The sequence below is a fragment of the Pseudomonas sp. CF161 genome, assembly GCF_000416215.1.
Classification (GTDB): domain Bacteria; phylum Pseudomonadota; class Gammaproteobacteria; order Pseudomonadales; family Pseudomonadaceae; genus Aquipseudomonas.
Window position 1 is genome coordinate 26050 of record NZ_ATLP01000035.1, and the last position, 18808, is coordinate 44857.

14 protein-coding genes are annotated in these 18808 nt (G+C 63.6%); 4 read left to right on the forward strand and 10 right to left on the reverse strand.

Annotated features, from left to right (window positions below; translation table 11 throughout):
* Window positions 1-39 precede the first annotated feature (39 nt).
* On the forward strand, window positions 40-552 hold the full coding sequence (locus CF161_RS04285; protein ID WP_020295335.1) for a M48 family metallopeptidase: 513 nt from the start codon (window positions 40-42) through the stop codon (window positions 550-552).
* A gap of 22 nt (window positions 553-574) precedes the next feature.
* A complete protein-coding gene (locus CF161_RS04290) occupies window positions 575-871 on the forward strand; it encodes a helix-turn-helix domain-containing protein (RefSeq protein ID WP_020295336.1) in 297 nt (98 codons plus the stop codon).
* 22 nt (window positions 872-893) lie between these two features.
* Here the strand turns inward: CF161_RS04290 and CF161_RS04295 are convergent, their stop codons facing one another.
* Entirely contained in the window at window positions 894-1346 is a 453-nt protein-coding gene (locus CF161_RS04295; RefSeq protein ID WP_020295337.1) for a GNAT family N-acetyltransferase, read from the reverse strand.
* Window positions 1347-1623: 277 nt separating this feature from the next.
* On the opposite strand from CF161_RS04295, the gene CF161_RS04300 reads away from it, so the two are divergent.
* Entirely contained in the window at window positions 1624-2361 is a 738-nt protein-coding gene (locus CF161_RS04300) for an ABC transporter substrate-binding protein (protein ID WP_020295338.1), read from the forward strand.
* A gap of 65 nt (window positions 2362-2426) precedes the next feature.
* Here the strand turns inward: CF161_RS04300 and yccS are convergent, their stop codons facing one another.
* The 9 genes from yccS to betI form a co-directional block, all read right to left on the reverse strand.
* Entirely contained in the window at window positions 2427-4601 is a 2175-nt protein-coding gene (yccS, locus tag CF161_RS04305) for a YccS family putative transporter (protein WP_020295339.1), read from the reverse strand.
* Window positions 4602-4739: 138 nt separating this feature from the next.
* Window positions 4740-5918, reverse strand: coding sequence for an NAD(P)/FAD-dependent oxidoreductase (locus tag CF161_RS04310; protein ID WP_020295340.1), 1179 nt, complete (start codon window positions 5916-5918; stop codon window positions 4740-4742).
* Between the two features lie 188 nt (window positions 5919-6106).
* Complete coding sequence (dbpA, locus tag CF161_RS04315; RefSeq protein ID WP_371106511.1) at window positions 6107-7444, reverse strand: ATP-dependent RNA helicase DbpA; 1338 nt, start codon at window positions 7442-7444, stop codon at window positions 6107-6109.
* A 229-nt stretch (window positions 7445-7673) separates the two neighbouring features.
* Window positions 7674-9101 (reverse strand): multidrug transporter subunit MdtD, encoded by a 1428-nt coding sequence (gene mdtD / locus CF161_RS04320; protein WP_020295342.1) that lies wholly within the window; start codon window positions 9099-9101, stop codon window positions 7674-7676.
* Window positions 9102-9176: 75 nt separating this feature from the next.
* On the reverse strand, window positions 9177-10514 hold the full coding sequence (locus CF161_RS04325) for a TldD/PmbA family protein (protein WP_020295343.1): 1338 nt from the start codon (window positions 10512-10514) through the stop codon (window positions 9177-9179).
* Window positions 10514-11956, reverse strand: coding sequence for a TldD/PmbA family protein (locus CF161_RS04330; RefSeq protein ID WP_020295344.1), 1443 nt, complete (start codon window positions 11954-11956; stop codon window positions 10514-10516). Before CF161_RS04330 ends, CF161_RS04325 begins: the two co-directional genes overlap by 1 nt.
* Window positions 11957-12210: 254 nt before the next feature.
* Window positions 12211-13914 carry a choline dehydrogenase gene (gene betA / locus CF161_RS04335; protein WP_020295345.1) on the reverse strand — a complete coding sequence of 568 codons (1704 nt, stop codon included), beginning with the start codon at window positions 13912-13914 and terminating at the stop codon, window positions 12211-12213.
* 195 nt (window positions 13915-14109) lie between these two features.
* Window positions 14110-15582, reverse strand: coding sequence for a betaine-aldehyde dehydrogenase (gene betB, locus CF161_RS04340; RefSeq protein ID WP_020295346.1), 1473 nt, complete (start codon window positions 15580-15582; stop codon window positions 14110-14112).
* Window positions 15583-15690: 108 nt separating this feature from the next.
* Complete coding sequence (betI, locus tag CF161_RS04345) at window positions 15691-16284, reverse strand: transcriptional regulator BetI (RefSeq protein ID WP_020295347.1); 594 nt, start codon at window positions 16282-16284, stop codon at window positions 15691-15693.
* A gap of 484 nt (window positions 16285-16768) precedes the next feature.
* On the opposite strand from betI, the gene CF161_RS04350 reads away from it, so the two are divergent.
* Window positions 16769-18709, forward strand: a complete 1941-nt coding sequence (locus CF161_RS04350) for a BCCT family transporter (RefSeq protein WP_256206343.1) — start codon at window positions 16769-16771, stop codon at window positions 18707-18709.
* The last annotated feature ends 99 nt before the right edge of the window (window positions 18710-18808 follow it).

The window sequence follows — 18808 nt, forward strand, 5'->3', positions numbered from 1 at the left end:
CGCTACACTGGCGACCTTTCGTGACTCTGTTGCCGCCCCATGACCGCCTTGAAATACCTCCAGGCCTACCCGGCCGCTCTTCAAGAACAAATCCGCCAATTGATCGCCCAGGGGCGCTTGGGCGACTACCTGAGCCAGCGTTATCCGCAAAAGCATGGGGTGCAGAGCGACAAGGCGCTGTACGGCTATGTGCTGGAGCTCAAGCAGGAATACCTGCGCAACGCGCCGGCCGTGGACAAGGTGCTGTTCGATAACCGCCTGGACCTGACCCACCGCGCCCTGGGCCTGCACACGGCGATTTCCCGGGTGCAGGGCGGCAAGCTCAAGGCCAAGAAGGAAATCCGCATCGCTTCGCTGTTCAAGGAGGCCGCCCCGGAGTTTCTGCGCATGATCGTGGTGCACGAACTGGCGCACTTCAAGGAATCGGACCATAACAAAGCGTTCTACAAGCTCTGCGAGCACATGCTGCCGGGCTATCACCAGCTGGAATTCGACCTGCGGGTCTACCTCACCTGGCGTGACCTGCAGGGCAAGGCGGACGTGGTGGGATAACCCAAGCAACAAGGAGTAGGCGATGGATGTGAGCAAGACCAAAAGCAGCTTTTACCGGCGCTTGTACGTGGCGTACCTGATCGACAGCGGGCTGGCCAGCAGTGTGCCGGCGCTGACCGAGGCCACGGGCATGCCCCGGCGCACCGCCCAGGACACCATCGCCGCCCTGGCGGACCTGGACATCGTCTGCGAGTTCGAGCAGCAGGATGGGGCGCGCAACCACGCCGGGCGCTACCAGGTGCAGGACTGGGGCGCGATCGACAAGGGCTGGATCGCCAGCCACCTGCCACAGATCAAGGCGGTGCTGGGCTACCCCTGAACACCGCCGAAGCCGCGTCGACTCAAGCCTTGCGCATGCCGATGTGGGGGATGCCGTCTTCGACATATTCCTCACCCGCCACGCTGAAGCCGTAGCGGCCGTAGTAGCCCTGCAAATGTGCCTGGGCCGAGAGGTAGATCGGCGTGCCGGGCCAGTACTTCTCGGCCTGCACCAGGGCGTGCTCCATCAGGGTGTGGCCCAGGCCCTGACTGCGGGCTTCGGGGGCGATGACCACGCGGCCGATCACCACATCGCCGCCCTGGGATGTCGGGTCAAGCAGGCGCAGATACGCCACCAGGCGGTCGTTGTCCCAGGCCATCAGGTGGCAGGTGTCGCCGTCCAGGTCCAGGCCATCGACTTCCTGATAGGCGCATTTCTGCTCGACCACGAACACCTCGGTGCGCAGCTGCAGAATGGCGTACAACTGTTCCTTGCCCAGGTCAGTGTGGTGTTTGCAGACCCAATCGATTGTCATGTTCACGTCCTGTCAAAAACTGTGCAGCGATACTAAGCGTCCCTCTCCAGGATGTCTTGCGCGGGGCGGTAGGGGGCGAGGATTTATGTGAGGTAGATCAAAATGCCATCATTGTTTTGGATGGGTTCTGTCTTCTTTGTGTAATCTGCAATCGAGCGCTTTGCACTGGCTCCCATGAGCTAATGTTAGGTCCGGGATGTGGCCACGCAGTGGCCAGCAGAACCTCGGGTTCCGCCGAAATCACGCAGGGCTCCGCGCCCGCTAAGGATCTTTGAGCATGCCGCGATTGCATCGAGCGTTTGCTTTGATTGGATTGCTGTTGCTGGGCCAGAGCGCGTCCGCGGAAAAGCTGCGCCTGGTGGCCGACGTCTGGCCGCCGTTTACCGATGCCACCCTGGTCAATGGCGGCCTGGCCACGGATATCGTCAGCACCGCCCTGGCCCGTGCTGGCTACCCCAGCGAGTTCGAACAGGTGCCCTGGGCCCGGGCGCTGATGGGGGTGGGCGAGGGCCGCTACGACGTGCTGGTCAACGCCTGGTACAACGATGCGCGAACCCAGTTGGGGCAGTTCTCCGCCGAGTACCTGCTGAACCGGGTGCGTTTTATCAAGCGCAAGGACGCCCCTCTGGAATACCAGGACCTCAAGCAGTTGCACGAATACCCGATTGCCGTGGTCCGCGGTTACGCCTACTCCCCCGAATTCGACAACGACCCACTGTTGCAGAAAGTCCCGGTGCACAACTTCGCCATGGCGGTGCGCATGCTGGCGGCCGACCGGGTTCAGCTGACCCTGGAAGACGAGTACGTCGCCCGCTATTACCTGGCCCGGGAATCACCGCGAGTGCGCAATGCCGTGGAGTTCCTGCCCAAGCCCCTGAGCGAAAACAGCCTGCATATCCTGGTCAGCCTGAAAAACCCGGACCACGCCAAGATCGTCGCCGGCTTCGACCGCGAAATCGCCAAGATGAAAGCCGATGGCAGTTACGACCGGCTCTTGCGCGAACACGGTATGTAGGAGAGGGGCAGCGGCAAGCTGTTAGCAGCAAGCCACAAGCTGGAGCCGTACCTCTTGCCGCTGCCTCACTCTGCTCTTATGAGGTGGACGGCCAGGGTTCGCAGGGGGCCGAGCTGCCGGCAGATGAGCGCCAGTTGGCTTTGCACCAGGCGCTGGCCTTCGTCGATTTCATCCGGCATTTGCTCCAGCTCATTGGCCAGGGCTTCTTCGGCATCGCTCTGGATGGCGATCGGGGTTTTGCTGGCCAGGCCCTGGGCGATTTCGTCGATGCTGGCCGCCAGGCTGACCCCGGCGCCTTCGATCAGGTGTTCGCGGACTTCGGCCGGCAGCTGGGTCTCGCGGTGGGCGCCGAGGCCCGAGAGGTAGCTGAGCAAGGTGTGGGACAGCACCAGGAAGCGGAAGCCGACGTCCGCTTCCTTACGGAAGTGCCCGGGTTCCATCAGCATATTGGCCAGGGTGGTGGACAGCGCCGCATCGGCGTTGTGGGCGTTGCGTCGGGCCAGGCGGTAGGCCAGGTCGTCGCTTTTTCCGGCGGCGTACTGCTGCATGATCTGGCGCAGGTAGATGCTGTTGCAGGTCAGGGTGTTGGCCAGCACCTTGTTCAGGCGTCGGCCCTGCCAGTCGGGCAGGAACAGGAATACCGCGAGGCCGGCGATCAGGCTGCCCAGCAGGGTATCGAACAGGCGCGGCAAGAACAGCCCATAACCGTCGCCGACCTGGTTGAAGCAGAACAGCACCATCAGGGTGATGGCCGCCGTCGCCAGGGTGTAGCGCGTGGTGCGGTTGATAAAGAACACCACGCCGGCGGCGATCGCGAACAACGACTGCACCAGCGGGCTCGGGAACAGGTCGAACAGGGCCCAGGCCACGGTCAGGCCGATGGCGGTGCCGATGATCCGCTGGCCGAGCTTGCGCCGCGTGGCGCCGTAGTTCGGCTGACACACGAAAAGCGTGGTGAGGATGATCCAGTAGCCCTGGGACGGGTGAATCAAATGCACCATGCCGTAGCCGATGGTCAGCGCCAGCGGCAGGCGCAGGGCATGGCGAAACAGCAGCGACGTCGGCGTCAGCTGGGTGCGCAGGCGCAGCCAGACATCCTTCAGGTTGCGCGGCGAACGGTCCAGCAGGCTGCTGTCGGTGGCGTCGGCCAGGGCGTCGGGGTTGCTGGCATCGCTGAGCAAGCGGTCCAGGGTCCCGAGGTTCGCCGCCAGGGCCCGCAGCGAGCGCAGCAACCCGCGCCAGGCCGGGTTGCTCTGGATCCGCAGGTGTTCCAGGGAGGCATGCAGGTCGCTCAGGGCTTCGGCAAAGCTGGCGTCGTAGACGAATGGCTGGCGCAGCTGGATCGACTCGGCCAGGGCCCGGCAGGCCTTGCCTTGCTGGCGCAGCAGGCGCTGGCAGCGGAACAGCACGTCGCTGTGGAAGAACGCCTCGGCCAGGGCGTTGTACGGGTAGTGCGAGGAGCTGGCTCGCTCGTGGATGTCTTGGGCCAGGAAGTACAGCTTCAGGTAGCGACTGACCTTGGACCCCGGCCGGCCATTGCCGACCCGGTGCAGGATTATTTCCTTGGCCGCGTTGAGTGCCGCCACCACCTTGCCGTTCTGCTGCGCCAGTTCCAGGCGCCGGGCTTCGACGTCCAGCTGGCGGATCGGCTCGAACAGCGACGATTTGAGCTTCAGGTAATACCCCAGCTCGCGAAACAGCCGGGCCAGGCTCTGTTGCACCGGTTGGTTGGAAAACAGCGCCTGCCACAGCACCGAGAGCAGGCCGTACCAGGCGGCGCCGGCCACCAGCAGCACCGGTTCGTGCCAGAAGTCGGTGACCGCCCCGCCGCGCTGATCCACGCCGATCATGGTGTAGACCGACAGAATCAGGGTCGCCGAGGCAATCGCGCCGTAACGTTCGCCGAGGGCACCGAGCATGGTCAGGCCGAAGCTGGCCAACGCCAGGGCGATGACGAATATCCAGGGGTAGGGGAACAGCAATTCGACCGAGAAGGCCGCGACACTGAAGCACACCAGGGTCACGGCCAGGGCGTTGAGGCGGCCCTGCCAGCTGTCGTCGGTCTCGGCCAGGGCGCTGGCGATAATCCCCAGGAACAGCGGGATCAGCAAGCCCATCTCGTCCTGGTACCAGCACAGCGCCATGCTGCCGGTCAGGGCGATAAACACCCGCACGCTGTAGCTGAATTTATCCAGTGCCCAAAGACGGCGCAGGGAGTGGCGAAAAGAGGTCGAGGACATGAAGTGGGGAGGGCCTTCCGCGGCGATCTGGGTAAATTGAGCCAGTATTGACGACGGCGCAATGGCGTCGTCACATCCTGGAGCAAAATCTGTTCCTTCCTTGTACCGCTCACGCCTCCCGCGGCAAGAGTCGCCGCCTCAGACGTACTGCGCGGCGGCGTAACCCGAAGCCCAGGCCCACTGGAAATTGAAGCCCCCCAGGTGCCCGGTCACGTCCAGCACTTCGCCGATAAAGTACAACCCCGGGCTTTTCAGCGACTCCATGGTCTTGGACGACACTTCGCGGGTGTCGACGCCGCCCAGGGTCACTTCGGCCGTGCGGTAGCCTTCGGTGCCGGCCGGCACCAGTGTCCAGCTCGCCAGTTTCTCGGCGATTTCGGCGATTTCGGCGTGGGTGTATTGCTTCATCGGCTTGGAGACGAACCAGTTGTCCGCCAGCAGGTTGGCCATCTTCTTGGTGAAGATCTCGCCGAGCAGGGTTTTCAATTCGCTGTTGGGGCGTTCGGCCTGCTGTTGATTCAGCCAGTCGAGGGCGTCGTGGTCCGGCAGCAGGTTGATCTCCACGGTGTCGCCCGGCTCCCAGAATGACGAAATCTGCAGGATCGCCGGGCCGCTGAGGCCGCGATGGGTGAACAGGATGTTCTCGCGAAAGCTCTGGTCGTTGCAGCTCACCAGGCAGTCCACCGAGGTTCCGGACAGCTCGCCGCACAGCTCCTTGAGCTGGTCGGTGATGGTGAACGGCACCAGCCCGGCGCGGGTCGGCAGCAGCTCGTGGCCGAACTGGCGGGCCACCTGGTAACCAAAGCCGGTGGCACCCAGGGTCGGGATCGACAGGCCGCCGGTGGCGATCACCAGGGACGTGCACTGCAACGGGCCGAGGGTGGTGTGCAACTGGTAGCCGTGTTCGAGCTTTTCGATCTGCTCGATGGAGGTATCCAGGTGCAGGCTGACGCCGGCCTGGTCGCACTCGTCGAGCAGCATGCCGAGGATGTCGCTGGACTTGTTATCGCAGAACAACTGGCCGAGTTTTTTCTCGTGATACGGCACGCCGTGCTTGGCCACCATGGCGATGAAATCCCACTGGGTGTAGCGGGCCAGGGCGGATTTGCAGAAGTGCGCATTCTGCGAGAGAAAATTGCCCGGTTCTGTGTACATGTTGGTGAAATTACAGCGGCCACCGCCGGACATCAGGATTTTCTTGCCCGCCTTGTTGGCGTGGTCGAGCAACATCACCTGGCGTCCACGACCGGCAGCGGTCAGGGCGCACATCAGGCCTGCGGCGCCAGCGCCAATGATCACGACTTCGGTAGAGCGCAAAACGGTGTCCTCTAAAATTCTGGGGTCGAGCGGTGCAGGGTGTCTGTGGCGCGGGAGCTTACTGGGGCGGCGCGGCGGGTCAGTCAAGCTGCGGCCGCAGGGTTTGCGAGCGCTGCGCGCTCGGGCGGGAGCAAGCTCCCTCGCCACAGCAAGCTCCCACCTTTAGACCCTCTATCAGAGGGCCGGGATCAGAGAATCCGGACCCGCAGCGAGCGGCCCTTGATCTTGCCGTCGTTCAGGCGTTGCAGGGCCTGCTTGGCGATGGTGCGGTCGACCGCCACATACGCCTGGAAGTCGAAGATCGCGATCTTGCCAACCTGGGCACCGGGGATCCCGGCATCGCCGGTCAGGGCGCCGAGGATGTCGCCCGGGCGCACTTTGTCCTTGCGCCCGGCACCGATGCACAGGGTGCTCATGGCCGGCAGCAGTGGACCGCCGCCCTGGGAAGGCAGGTTGTCCAGCTGGTCCCAGTTCAGCGGGGACTTCTGCAGCTGTTCGATGGCCTGGGCGCGATGGGCCTCGGACGGTGCGACCAGGCTGATGGCAATGCCTTTCTCGCCAGCCCGACCGGTACGGCCGACGCGGTGGATGTGGATTTCCGAATCCCGCGCCAGCTCGACGTTGATCACCATGTCCAGGGCATCGATATCCAGGCCGCGCGCGGCGACGTCGGTGGCCACCAGTACCGAGGTACTGCGGTTGGCGAACATCGCCAGCACCTGGTCACGGTCGCGCTGTTCCAGGTCGCCATGCAGGCCCACGGCGGACATGCCCTTGGACGTCAGGTGGTCGACGGTTTCCTGCACTTGCTGCTTGGTGAAGCAGAAGGCCACGCAGGACTGCGGGCGGAAGTGGTTGAGCACCTTGACCACGGCGTCCATGCGCTCTTCCGGGGAAATCTCGTAGAAGCGCTGTTCGATCTGGCTGTCGGCATGGAAGGCTTCGGCCTTCACTTGCTGTGGGTCGCGCATGAACTTGGAGGCCAGCTGCTTGATGCCCACCGGGTAGGTGGCGGAAAACAGCAGGGTCTGCCGGCGCTCGGGGGTGTGGGCGATGATTTCTTCGATCGGGTCGTAGAAGCCCATGTCCAGCATGCGGTCGGCTTCGTCGAGGATCAGGGTGTTGAGGCCGTCGAGTTTCAGCGAGCCCTTGCGCAAGTGCTGGGAGATGCGACCCGGGGTGCCGACGATGATGTGTGCGCCGTGTTCCAGGGAGGCGATCTGCGGGCCGAGGGACACGCCGCCGCACAGGGTCAGGACCTTGATGTTGTCTTCGGAGCGGGCCAGGCGACGGATTTCCTTGGCCACCTGGTCGGCCAGCTCACGGGTCGGGCACAGCACCAGGGCCTGGCAACCGAAGTAACGCGGGTTGATCGGGTTCAACAGGCCGATACCGAAGGCTGCGGTTTTGCCGCTGCCGGTCTTGGCCTGGGCGATCAGATCCATCCCCTTGAGGATCACCGGCAAGCTTTGCGCCTGGATCGGCGTCATCTGGGCATAACCGAGGGAGTCGAGGTTAGCCAGCATGGCGGCGGACAGCGGCAAAGTATTAAAAGCGGTGGCGATGGTGGTCACGGGACTGGCCTGCAAAACAAAATGTCGCGCAGTGTAGCAGCCTCGCTCGCCGAACCTGCAAATTCTGGACGAGCAGCCATTGCCGTTGCCGCTGCCGAAGGCTGCGCTGGCAGGCCCAGGCGCCGGTGTATACCGGGCCTGTCGCGTTGTTGGCCAGCGCAGCGTGTCGCCTATTTACCGATCAATGCTCGATATGTTCTTCCACCGGTTTGCTGCGTTTGCCGTCCTTGGGCGAGAGCTGCAGGAAGATGGCGGCGGCCAGCATCGCCATGATGCCCACGGTAAGGAAGGTCAGCTGGAAGGCGCCGAGCACGGTATCCACCCCGTCGTTGCCGACTTCGGCAGTAAAGCCGCCGAGCAGGGCACCGGCGCAGGCTACGCCCAGGCTCAGGGACAACTGCGCGACCACCGACAGCAGGCTGTTGCCGCTGCTGGCCGAGGCGTCGTCGAGGTCGATCAGGGTCACGGTGTTCATCGCGGTGAATTGCAGCGAGTTGATCGCCCCCAGCACCGCCAGCATCCCCAGCAGCAGCGGATAAGGCGTGTGCTCGGTGACCAGGCCCATGCTCGCCAGCATCAGCCCCAGGGCCAGGGTATTGCCGGTGAGAACCACGCGGTAGCCCAGGCGCTCGATCAGCGGTCGGGCCACGGACTTGGCGAGCATGGCCGCGGCCGCCAGGGGCAACATGCTCATCCCGGCCTGGGACGGCGAGTAACCCAGGGCCACCTGCAGCAGCAACGGCACCAGGAACGGCAGGGCGCCGCTGCCCAGGCGGGCGAACAGGTTGCCGAGAATGCCCACGGCAAAAGTCCGCACCTTGAACAGCGAAGGCGCAAACAGCGGGTTCTCGATATGCCCGGCGCGCAGCCAGTACGCGGCCAGGCAGGCCAGGCCGGCAAACAGCAGCAACATCACCCGCAGGTGCGGCAGGTGCAGTTCGCCCAGGCCTTCCATGGCAATGGTGATCAGCACCATCGCCGCGCCAAACAGCAGGAAGCCCAGGCCGTCGAAGCGCGTGCGTTCGCTGCCGCGCAGGTCGGGGATAAACCGCCACACCGCGTAGCAGCCGATGGCACCCACCGGCAGGTTGATCAGGAAGATCCAGTGCCAGGTCATGTACTGCACCATCCAGCCGCCCATGGTCGGGCCGATCAGCGGGCCGAGCAGGCCGGGGATGGTGATAAACCCCATGATCCGCACCAGCTCCGAACGCGGGTAGGCGCGCAGCACCACCAGCCTGCCCACCGGCAGCATCAGGGCGCCGCCCAGGCCCTGGATCACCCGGGCGCCGATCAGCTGGCTCAAGGTGTTGGACATGGCGCAGAGCAGGGAGCCGACGCTGAACAGCAAGATGGCGCCAAAGAAAATCTTCTTGGTGCCGAAGCGGTCGGCGATCCAGCCGGAAGCCGGAATCAGCAGCGCCACCGTGAGCATGTAGGCGATCACCACGCCCTGCATGCGCAACGGGTTTTCCGCCAGGTCCCGGGCCATGGCCGGCAGGGCGGTATTGAGGATGGTCCCGTCGAGGGACTGCATGAAAAACGCGATGGCCACCACCCAAGGCAGCCAGCGGGCGGTGGTGGCATCTAGAACCGGGCGTTCGGGCATAGGACCTCTATAAGGAGCAGCTTCAAGCGGCAAGCGTTGAGCCACAAGCTTGAAGCTTCGCGCTTGCAGCTGTTTTCAAAGAGTGAGGGTCAGGCGACTGATCAGCGCTCCGGGCAGGTGCGTCGAGGCGGTCTGGCGCTGGCCATAGGTACTGGGCGACAGCAGCAGCTCGCGCTCCTGGGTCAGGGCCTCAAGCTGCGTGCCCAGCAGACTGTAGACACTGTCATCGAAACGCATGGTGCTGACCGGGGCCTGGATCTCGCCGTTTTCCACCCAGAAGGTGGCGAAGCGGGTCATGCCGGTCAGGCGCGCGGCGGGCTGGTCCGAGTAGTTCAGGTACCACAGGTTACTGATGTACAGGCCGGTGCCCAGTTGCTTGAGAATCTCCTGCTGCGGCAATTGCCCGCCGCGCATGCTCAACGCGCCGGGGTATTCGCCGCCGCTGGCGCCATTGGTGGTCAGGCCGTATTCGGCGGCGCTGCGCGAGCTGGTCAGTTGGCCGCTGGCGGCGCCCGCGGTGATCAGCGCCACGTCTTCGCTCGGGTAGCCCTCATCGGAGAAGGCCGGGCTCAAGGAGCCGCTGACCTGTTCGTCGAGCCACACCAGCGGGCTCAGGCTGGCCTCGTTGGCGTAGAGCTTCTGCAGCGGGCTGTGCTTGCTGGCGATGGCCTGGGCCGAGAAGCCGCCCCAACTGAGCATGCCGACGATTTCTTCCAGGGCCGCTGGCGCCAGATACGCGCGGTATTGCCCGGGGGCCAGGGTGCGCAGCGGCCGCCCGAGAAACGCCAGTTGCTCCCGTGCCTGCTCGAAGCGCCTGGCGAAGTCGGCGCTGTTCCACAGGTCGCCGGCGTAGCAGGCCTTGACCGCCTGGCCGTTGTCGTGGAACAGGCTGAAGTCGAAGTTGAAGCTATTGGCCTGGTGCCAGCCAAAGGCCCCGGCCGAACTGGCAAAACCGCGGCTGACGGGGCCTGCGGCGTAGAACCCCACCAGGTCCAGGCCCGTTGCGGCGCGGCCGATTTCCGCCACCACCTGCTCGGTGTCGGGCAGTGGCCGCTCCTGCACGTTCTGACTGTGCCAGCCGTTGTGGTTGAGCAGCAGGTACGGGTCAGCAGGCAATAACGGCAGGGTTTCGCGCAGTTGTTGCAGGCCTTCGGCCAGGCGTTGCAGATCCACCTGCGGGTCGCCGGCCAGGGTGATGCTGAGGTCGGCGTGGCGGCCCTGGTCGATCAACTTGAATTCCAGGCTGGCCTGCTGCACGTGCCCGGCCTGGCGTACCCGGGCGTGGTTGAAACGAATGAATGCCGAGGACTCGGCGGCGTAGCTCAGGCTGAACTGCTCCGGCTCGCGCAGGGCGTCGCGCAGCCAGTCGACCAGGGCCTTGAACTGTTCGGCCTGACTCATATCGGTGCTCATCAGGCATCTCCCCCAAACACATCAATGTTGTGAAATACGCAGGCCGGCGAAGCATGGCCGACGCGGATCACCTGGTTCGGCTCGCCCTTGCCGCAATTGGGCGTGCCCAGCACCTTGAAGGTACTGCGGTCGCCAACGGCACTGAGGTTGCGCCAGAACTGCGCGGAGATCCCCCGGTAGTTGGGGTTCTTCACCACGCCCTTGAGCTGGCCGTTCTCGATCAACTGCGCCCATTCGCAGCCGAACTGGAATTTGTTGCGCGCATCGTCAATCGACCAGGAGCGGTTGGTGGACATCAGGATGCCGTGCTCGATACCGCCGATCAGTTGTTCCAGGGAGTGCTCGCCCGGCTCGATATTGAGGTTGGCCATGCGGTCGATCGGCGCGCGGTTCCAGCCACAGGCACGGCTGTTGGCGACACCCTTCAGGCCGGCGCGAAATTGCGACAGCGCACCGCCCAGGGGACGCAGCAGCAAGCCTTCGCGGATCAGGAACTGCTTGCTGGCGGCGCTGCCGTCATCGTCGTGGCTGTAGCTGGCGAGCTCTTCGGGGATCTCCGGGTCGAAGGTCACGTTGAGCAGCGGCGAGCCGTATTGCAGGCTGCCGAAGTCCTGGGCTTTGACGAAGCTGGTGCCGGCGTAGTTGCGCTCGTCGCCGAGGATCCGGTCCAGCTCCAGCGGGTGGCCGATGGACTCGTGGATCTGCAGCATCATCTGGTCCGGCATCAGCAGCAGGTCGCGCGGGCCCTGGGGGGTATTGGGCGCCAGCAGCAATTGCAGCGCCTGGTCGGCGACCTGGGCCCCGGCGCCCAGCAGGCCGCAGCGGCTGATGACATCGGCGCCGCCCTGCTGGCCGAAGTTGTCGCGGCCCAGGGTCCGGGTCTGGCTGTCGCTGCCGTCGTAGGCGGTCACATCCAGGCCCGGGTAGACGAAGCGCTGGGCCTGGCGCAACTCGGCGCCGGCGCTGTTGAGGTAGATCTGCTCGACCTGGGTGATGCCGATGCTCACCTGCCAGTTGACCAGGCGCTCGTCTTTGGGCACGGCGGCGGATTCCTCGCTGAGCATCTGGTAGCAATCGCTCAGGGAAGGGAAGGGTTGGTCGAGGTTGGGTGAAAAGTAGTCAGCGCGGTCACTGGACACCGCCTGCTGGCGCAAGTCGAGCAGGGCATGCCCGGCGATCAGCCGCGCTTGCTGTTCGGCCCGTTGCAGGGCGGCTTGCAGGCCGGCCTGGGACAGGTCGTTGGTGGCGGCATAGGCTTCGACGCCGTTGACCCGCACGGTGAGCATCGCGCCTTCATCACGGCTCAGGCTGGGCGGTTCGGCCACGTTCTTGCGCACCGACAGGTGCTGGCCGGATTCACGTACATAGCGCAGCGAGAAAAATTCGCCGCCCGTGCGCAAGGCAGCGAAGCGCTGCTTGAGCTGGGGGTGAAAGTCGAACATGGGTGACCTCCTGGTGAAGCGCGGCGCGCTGCGGGCCCTATCGCCAGCAAACCGGCCGCGATAGGTAACAGGCGACGGTGGGCTCGGGATAATGTCCGCGGTGCGCTGGGGATGGGCGAGACAGGTGCAGAACTGTAGCCGCTGCCCAAGGCTGCGATCAAGGACGCAGTCGGTGCAATGGGCTGGATGGGGTGTGGCGTGGGAGGCGGGGAGACCGCGATGGCGCCGACCGTTGCGGTCGGCGCCAGGCTGTTTTACTGCGCGGTGCGGCTCACGTCACGCAGCGGCTTGCCACGTACCGGGGCGTCGCCGGCCACGAAGTAGTCGGCGGTGCTGCGTGGCAGAGGCTGGCGGCCACGGATCTTGTCGGCGATTTTCTCGGCGATCATGATCGTCGGCGCGTTGAGGTTGCCGGTGGTGATGATCGGCATGATCGACGCATCGACCACCCGCAGGCCCTGCATGCCATGCACGCGGCCTTCGCCATCGACCACGGCCATCTCGTCGGTGCCCATCTTGCACGAGCAGGACGGGTGGAACGCGGTTTCGGCGTGCTCGCGGATGAATTTATCCAGTTGCTCGTCGGTCTGGACGTCGATGCCCGGGCTGATTTCCCGGCCACGGAACGCGTCCAGTGCAGGCTGTTGCATGATTTCCCGGGTCAGGCGGATGCCATCGCGGAATTCCTGCCAGTCCTGCTCGGTGGCCATGTAGTTGAAGAGGATGCTCGGGTACTCGCGCGGGTTCTTCGACTTGAGCTGGATCCGGCCACGGCTTGGCGAACGCATGGAGCCCATGTGCGCCTGGAAACCGTGCTCTTTCACACCGTTGCTGCCGTTGTAGTTAATCGCCACCGGCAGGAAGTGGTACTGGATGTTCGGCCACTCGAATTCTTCACGGGTACGGATGAAACCGCCCGCTTCGAACTGGTTGCTGGCGCCGATGCCGGTGCCGTTGAACAGCCACTCGGCACCGATGGCCGGCTGGTTGTACCAGAGCAGCGACGGGTACAGCGACACCGGTTGGGTGCAGGCGTATTGCAGGTACAGCTCGAGGTGGTCCTGCAGGTTTTCACCGACGCCCGGCAGGTCGTGGACCACCGGGATGTCGAGGCTTTCCAGGAGCTTGGCCGGGCCGACGCCGGAGCGCTGGAGGATTTGCGGCGAGGCAATGGCGCCGCTGCACACCAGCACTTCCTTGCGGGCACGGGCTTCAACGCGCTCTTCGGCGGCGCCGATCAGGTAACGCACGCCCACTGCACGCTTGCCTTCAAACAGTACTTTGTCGGTCAGGGCGTGGGTGACGATGGTCAGGGTCGAGCGCTTTTTGGCGGTGTCCAGGTAACCGCGAGCGGTGCTGGCACGACGGCCTTTAGGTGTGACGGTGCGGTCCATCGGACCGAAACCTTCCTGCTGGTAGCCGTTCAAGTCTTCGGTGCGTGGGTAACCTGCCTGCACGCCGGCTTCGACCATGGCGTGGAACAGCGGGTTGTTGCCGGCCTTGGGCGTGGTCACGCTGACCGGGCCTTCGCCACCGTGGTAGTCGTTGGGGCCGATGTCGCGGGTTTCGGCCTTGCGGAAGTACGGCAGGCAGTTGAGGTAATCCCAGTCTTCCAGACCTGGCAGTTTCGCCCAGTTGTCATAGTCCATCGCGTTGCCGCGGATGTAGCACATGCCGTTGATCAGCGACGAGCCACCCAGGCCCTTGCCGCGACCGCATTCCATCCGGCGGCCGTCCATGTGCGGCTCGGGATCGGTCTCGTAGGCCCAGTTGTAGCGTCGGCCCTGCAGCGGGAACGCCAGGGCGGCCGGCATTTGCGTGCGGAAATCGAAACGGTAGTCCGGGCCGCCTGCTTCGAGCAGCAGCACGGTGACGCCTTCGTCTTCAGTCAGACGGGTCGCCAGGGTGTTACCGGCGGAACCGGCACCCACAATGATGTAGTCGTATTCTTGGGACATAAATGCACCCTCGTAAAAGTTGGTTCAGGCTGCTTTTGTGGCGAGGGAGCTTGCTCCCGTTCGACTGCGCAGCAGTCGCAAAGTCAGCGCTCGAGTTCTGTCTGAAAGAACGGTGGTGCCTGGAATGGGGCTGCTTCGCAGCCCGACGGGAGCAAGCTCCTTCGCCACAGGGGCCATGCCAGGCTCAATCGGGTCTTAGAACACCGAGGCGTAATCGCCCAGCTCAACCTGTACCGATTTGATGCGGGTGAAGTTATTCAGCGAGCTGATGCCGTTCTCACGGCCCACGCCCGACTGCTTGTAGCCGCCAACCGGCATCTTCGCGTCGGATTCGCCCCAGGCGTTGATCCAGCAGATACCGGCTTCGAGCTGATGAATCACGCGGTGGGCGCGGTTCAGGTCCTTGGTGACGATACCGGCAGCCAGGCCGAAGTCGGTGTCGTTGGCACGACGGATGACTTCTTCTTCAGTTTCGTAGGTCAGGATGCTCATCACCGGGCCGAAGATTTCTTCGCGGACGATGGTCATCTCGTCGGTGCAGTCGGTGAAGACGGTGGGCGCCACGAACGCACCCTTGGCCAGGTCACCCTGGGTCAGACGCTCGCCGCCGCACAGGACGCGGGCCCCTTCTTCCTTGCCCTTGGCGATGTAGCCGAGCACGCTTTCCATGTGGGCGAAGCTGACCAGCGGGCCGAAGTTGGTGTTTTCGTCTTCCGGGTTGCCGATGCGGATGCGTGCAACGCGCTCGACGATCTTGGCTTCGAAAGCGGCTTTCAGGTGGCTCGGTACGAACACGCGAGTGCCGTTGGTGCAGACCTGACCGGAGCTGTAGAAGTTGGCCATCATCGCGGTGTCGGCGGCGCGATCGAGGTCGGCGTCGTCGAAAATGATCAGCGGCGACTTGCCACCCAGTTCCATGGTCACGTCTTTCAGCGAGGAGCTGGAAGCGCTGGCCATGACTTTCTTGCCGGTGTCGGTGCCGCCGGTGAAGGAGATTTTCTCGATGCGCGGGTGCTCGGTCAGCCAGGTGCCGACTTCACGGCCGCTGCCGGTCAGGACGTTGAACACACCGTCCGGCAGGCCGGCTTCGGTGTAGATCTCGGCCAGTTTCAGGGTAGTCAGCGAGGTGACTTCACTTGGCTTGAAGATCATCGCGTTGCCGGCCGCCAGGGCAGGAGCGGATTTCCACAGGGCGATCTGGATCGGGTAGTTCCAGGCGCCGATACCGGCTACGACGCCCAGGGGCTCGCGACGGGTGTAGACGAACGAGGTGGTACGCAGTGGGATCTGCTCGCCTTCGATGGCGGGCACCAGGCCGGCGTAGTATTCCAGCACGTCGGCGCCGGTGACGATGTCGACGTATTTGGTTTCGGAGAACGATTTGCCGGTGTCCAGGGTTTCCAGGGCGGCCAGTTCGTCGTTGCGCTCACGCAGGATATCGACGGCGCGACGCAGGATGCGCGAACGCTCCATGGCGGTCATGGCGGCCCAGATTTTCTGGCCCTTTTCGGCGCTGACCACGGCGCGCTCGACGTCGTCCTTGGTCGCACGTTGCACTTGTGCGAGGACTTCACCGTTAGCCGGGTTGATGGCTTCGAAGGTGGCGTCGCTGCTGGCGTCGGTATAACCGCCGTCGATGTAGAGTTTTTGCAGTTCGAAACGGGCCATATAGTCCTCGCAAGTGCATAAGTGGTTGGCGTTAACCGCTGGGCGGGCCTTGTAGCTGGGGCATCGCGGATCAGCGGCAGTTCAGGGGGCCGAGCGTCTCTGTGTGCTCTAGCGCTCCTGCTTAGCCAATTGGAAATCCATGTATTCGTAAGCGATCTGTTGCGCCTGCGTGGTGTCGAAGGCGTCTCCGGACAGCGCGCCGCGCAACCACAAACCGTCAATCAGGGCTGCCAGGCCTCGTGCTGCGCTGCGTGCTTGATCCAGCGGCAGGACACGGCGGAACTGGCAACACAGGTTGGAATACAGGCGGTGATCGTTGATCCGCTGCAACCTGTGCAAAGACGGGTGGTGCATGCTGGTGGCCCAGAAGGCCAGCCAGGTTTTCATTGCCGGGCCATTGACCTGGCTGGCGTCGAAGTTGCCTTCGATAATCACCTGCAGATGGGCCCGCGGGCTGTCATCTTTCAGCGCCTGACGGCGCTCGGTGACGTTCTCTATCAGGGCGTTCATCAGGTACCGCATGGTGGCGGCAATCAGGCCGTTCTTGTCCTGAAAGTAGTGACTGATGATGCCGTTCGAGACACCGGCCAAACGGGCGATCAGCGCAATGCTGGCGTCCCCCATTCCGACCTGATCGACCGCCTGTAACGTGGCTTCGATCAATTGCTGGCGGCGTATGGGTTGCATACCGACCTTGGGCATCTTGCACCTCTCCTTAGGCCTGCCGGCAGACGTAGAACGGCTACCGGCGTAGGGGCCAGTCTATTTTGTTTTGATTGAACGTTCAATCAACAAAGAATAAGATCTGCGACAAATCGTCGCTGCCTACAGGTTTTTCCTGCGTGTAGAGGGCGGAAAAACGACCTCCGAAATAGCTCCAAAACTGACAGGTGGCATGGCAAGAACCGGCTGGAACGGACGTGTTGACGGGGCGGGACGCTCTTGGGGCCAGTGACGAACGAACAGCTCGTGGCAAGCCTTGGATACCGGTGCTCAATGTGACTTCTGCGGTTTCGGTTTTTTTTCGGGGTGTCTTTATATCACCCGCCGGTCGGCTGCCAACTAACCGATTGGTCGGGTATCGCGTTGCCTTGCGTTCTTCTCTCGCACTGCCTGGAGCATCTGTGCAATGAGTTCTGCCTCCCTTATAAAGACCCCACCAGAGAAGGTGCGGGTCAACGGTTGGGTGTTTTACACCTCTACCGCGTTGATTCTGTTGTTGACCACCATTCTGATCATCGCCCCGAAAGAGGCCGGCAGCATGCTGGGCATTGCCCAGGCCTGGCTGTCCCGCAGCTTTGGCTGGTACTACATGGTGGTGATCGCCGCCTACCTGGTGTTCGTGGTGGGCCTGGCGTTTTCGTCCTACGGCAAGCTCAAGCTGGGCAGCAAGGACGACACCCCGGATTTCAGCTACGGCGCTTGGGCCGGCATGCTGTTTTCTTCCGGTATCGGCATCTCGCTGCTGTACTTCGGTGCGTCCGAGCCGCTGGATCACTACTTCAACCCGCCCGAAGGTGTCGCTGGCAGCAACCTGGCCGCGCGCCAGGCGGTGCAGCTGACATTCCTCCACTGGGGCCTGCATGGCTGGGCGATCTATGCCCTGGTCGGGCTGGCCGTGGCCTATTTTGCCTACCGGCATAACCAGCCGCTGGCCTTGCGTTCGGCGCTGTATCCGCTGGTGGGCGAGCGTTGGGTCAAGGGCGCGGCGGGCCACGCGGTGGACGGCTTCGGCATGTTCGTGACCCTGCTGGGCCTGGTGACCAACCTGGGCATCGGTTCGATGCAGGTGTCGTCGGGGCTGGAAAACCTGTTCGGCATGGAACACAGCAACACCAACCTGCTGATCGTGATCATCGTCATGAGCACCGTGGCCACCATCGCCGCGGTATCGGGCGTGGAAAACGGTATCCGCCGCCTGTCCAACCTGAACATCGTGCTGTTCAGCGGCCTGTTGATTTTCGTGCTGTTGTTCGGCCCGACCCTGCACCTGCTCAACGGCTTTGTGCAGAACATCGGCGACTACCTCAACGGCGTGGTGCTGAAAACCTTCGACCTCTATGTGTACGAGGGCGACAGCGCCAAGTCCGATCGCTGGCTGGGCCTGTGGACCCTGTTCTACTGGGCCTGGTGGATTTCCTGGGCACCTTTTGTCGGCATGTTCATCGCGCGTATTTCCCGTGGCCGTACGGTGCGTGAACTGGTGGCGGGCGTATTGCTGATTCCCCTGGGCTTTACCCTGGCGTGGCTGTCGATCTTCGGTAACTCGGCCCTGGACCTGGTGATGAACCATGGGGCGGTGGAGCTTGGGAAGACGGCGCTGGAACAGCCGTCCATGGCCATCTACCAATTGCTGGAGCACTACCCGGCGTCGAAGGTGGTGATCGGTGTGTCGATTTTCGTCGGCTTCGTGCTGTTCCTGACACCGGCCGACTCCGGCGCGGTGATGATGGCCAACTTGTCCTGCAAAGGCGGCAATGTTGACGAAGACGCGCCGCACTGGCTGCGGATCTTCTGGTCGGCGGTGATCACCCTGGTGACCATCGGCCTGCTGTTCGCCGGCAACTTCGAAGCCATGCAAACCATGGTGGTGCTGGCGGGGCTGCCGTTCTCGGTGGTGCTGATCTTCTTCATGTTCGGTTTGCACAAGGCCATGCGCCAGGACGTGCAGATCGAACAGGAGCAGGCGCAACTGGCGGAACGTGGGCGTCGTGGTTTCAGCGAGCGCCTGACCGCCCTGGACCTGCAACCGACCCAGTCGGTGGTGCAGCGCTTTATGGACAAGAAAGTCACCCCGGCCCTGGAAGAAGCCGCGCAATTGCTGCGTGCCCAAGGTCTGGACGTGCAGACCCTGCTGGGCAAATCCAAGCGCTGCATGGGCGTGCGGATCGAGATGGAAGAGGGCAACCCGTTTGTCTACGAGGTGAGCCTGGATGGCTATCTGGCCACGCCGAGCGAGTCCACCGAGGCCGAGGAAGAGCGCACGCGCTATTACCGCGCCGAGGTTTACCTGCACAACGGCAGCCAGGAATACGACCTGATGGGCTTCACCCCGGAGCAGATCACCCGGGACGTGCTCGATCAGTTTGAAAGCCATCGGCAGCTCCTTGGCCGTGTCTATAGCTGAGGGTTGAAAAGGGCGGTGTGACCTTGTGGCGATGGAGCAAGCTCCCTCGCCACACACACAATGAGTGCTGCATCAATGAAAACGCCGCGATCCTCGCGG

Bases quoted from the DNA above. Each gene is read 5' to 3' on its own strand.
- CF161_RS04285 (WP_020295335.1), top strand. From the start codon at position 40: ATGACCGCCTTGAAATACCTCCAGGCCTACCCGGCCGCTCTTCAAGAA.
- CF161_RS04290 (WP_020295336.1), top strand. From the start codon at position 575: ATGGATGTGAGCAAGACCAAAAGCAGCTTTTACCGGCGCTTGTACGTG.
- CF161_RS04295 (WP_020295337.1), bottom strand. From the start codon at position 1,346: ATGACAATCGATTGGGTCTGCAAACACCACACTGACCTGGGCAAGGAA.
- CF161_RS04300 (WP_020295338.1), top strand. From the start codon at position 1,624: ATGCCGCGATTGCATCGAGCGTTTGCTTTGATTGGATTGCTGTTGCTG.
- yccS (WP_020295339.1), bottom strand. From the start codon at position 4,601: ATGTCCTCGACCTCTTTTCGCCACTCCCTGCGCCGTCTTTGGGCACTG.
- dbpA (WP_371106511.1), bottom strand. From the start codon at position 7,444: ATGCTGGCTAACCTCGACTCCCTCGGTTATGCCCAGATGACGCCGATC.
- mdtD (WP_020295342.1), bottom strand. From the start codon at position 9,101: ATGCCCGAACGCCCGGTTCTAGATGCCACCACCGCCCGCTGGCTGCCT.
- CF161_RS04325 (WP_020295343.1), bottom strand. From the start codon at position 10,514: ATGAGCACCGATATGAGTCAGGCCGAACAGTTCAAGGCCCTGGTCGAC.
- CF161_RS04330 (WP_020295344.1), bottom strand. From the start codon at position 11,956: ATGTTCGACTTTCACCCCCAGCTCAAGCAGCGCTTCGCTGCCTTGCGC.
- betA (WP_020295345.1), bottom strand. From the start codon at position 13,914: ATGTCCCAAGAATACGACTACATCATTGTGGGTGCCGGTTCCGCCGGT.
- betB (WP_020295346.1), bottom strand. From the start codon at position 15,582: ATGGCCCGTTTCGAACTGCAAAAACTCTACATCGACGGCGGTTATACC.
- betI (WP_020295347.1), bottom strand. From the start codon at position 16,284: ATGCCCAAGGTCGGTATGCAACCCATACGCCGCCAGCAATTGATCGAA.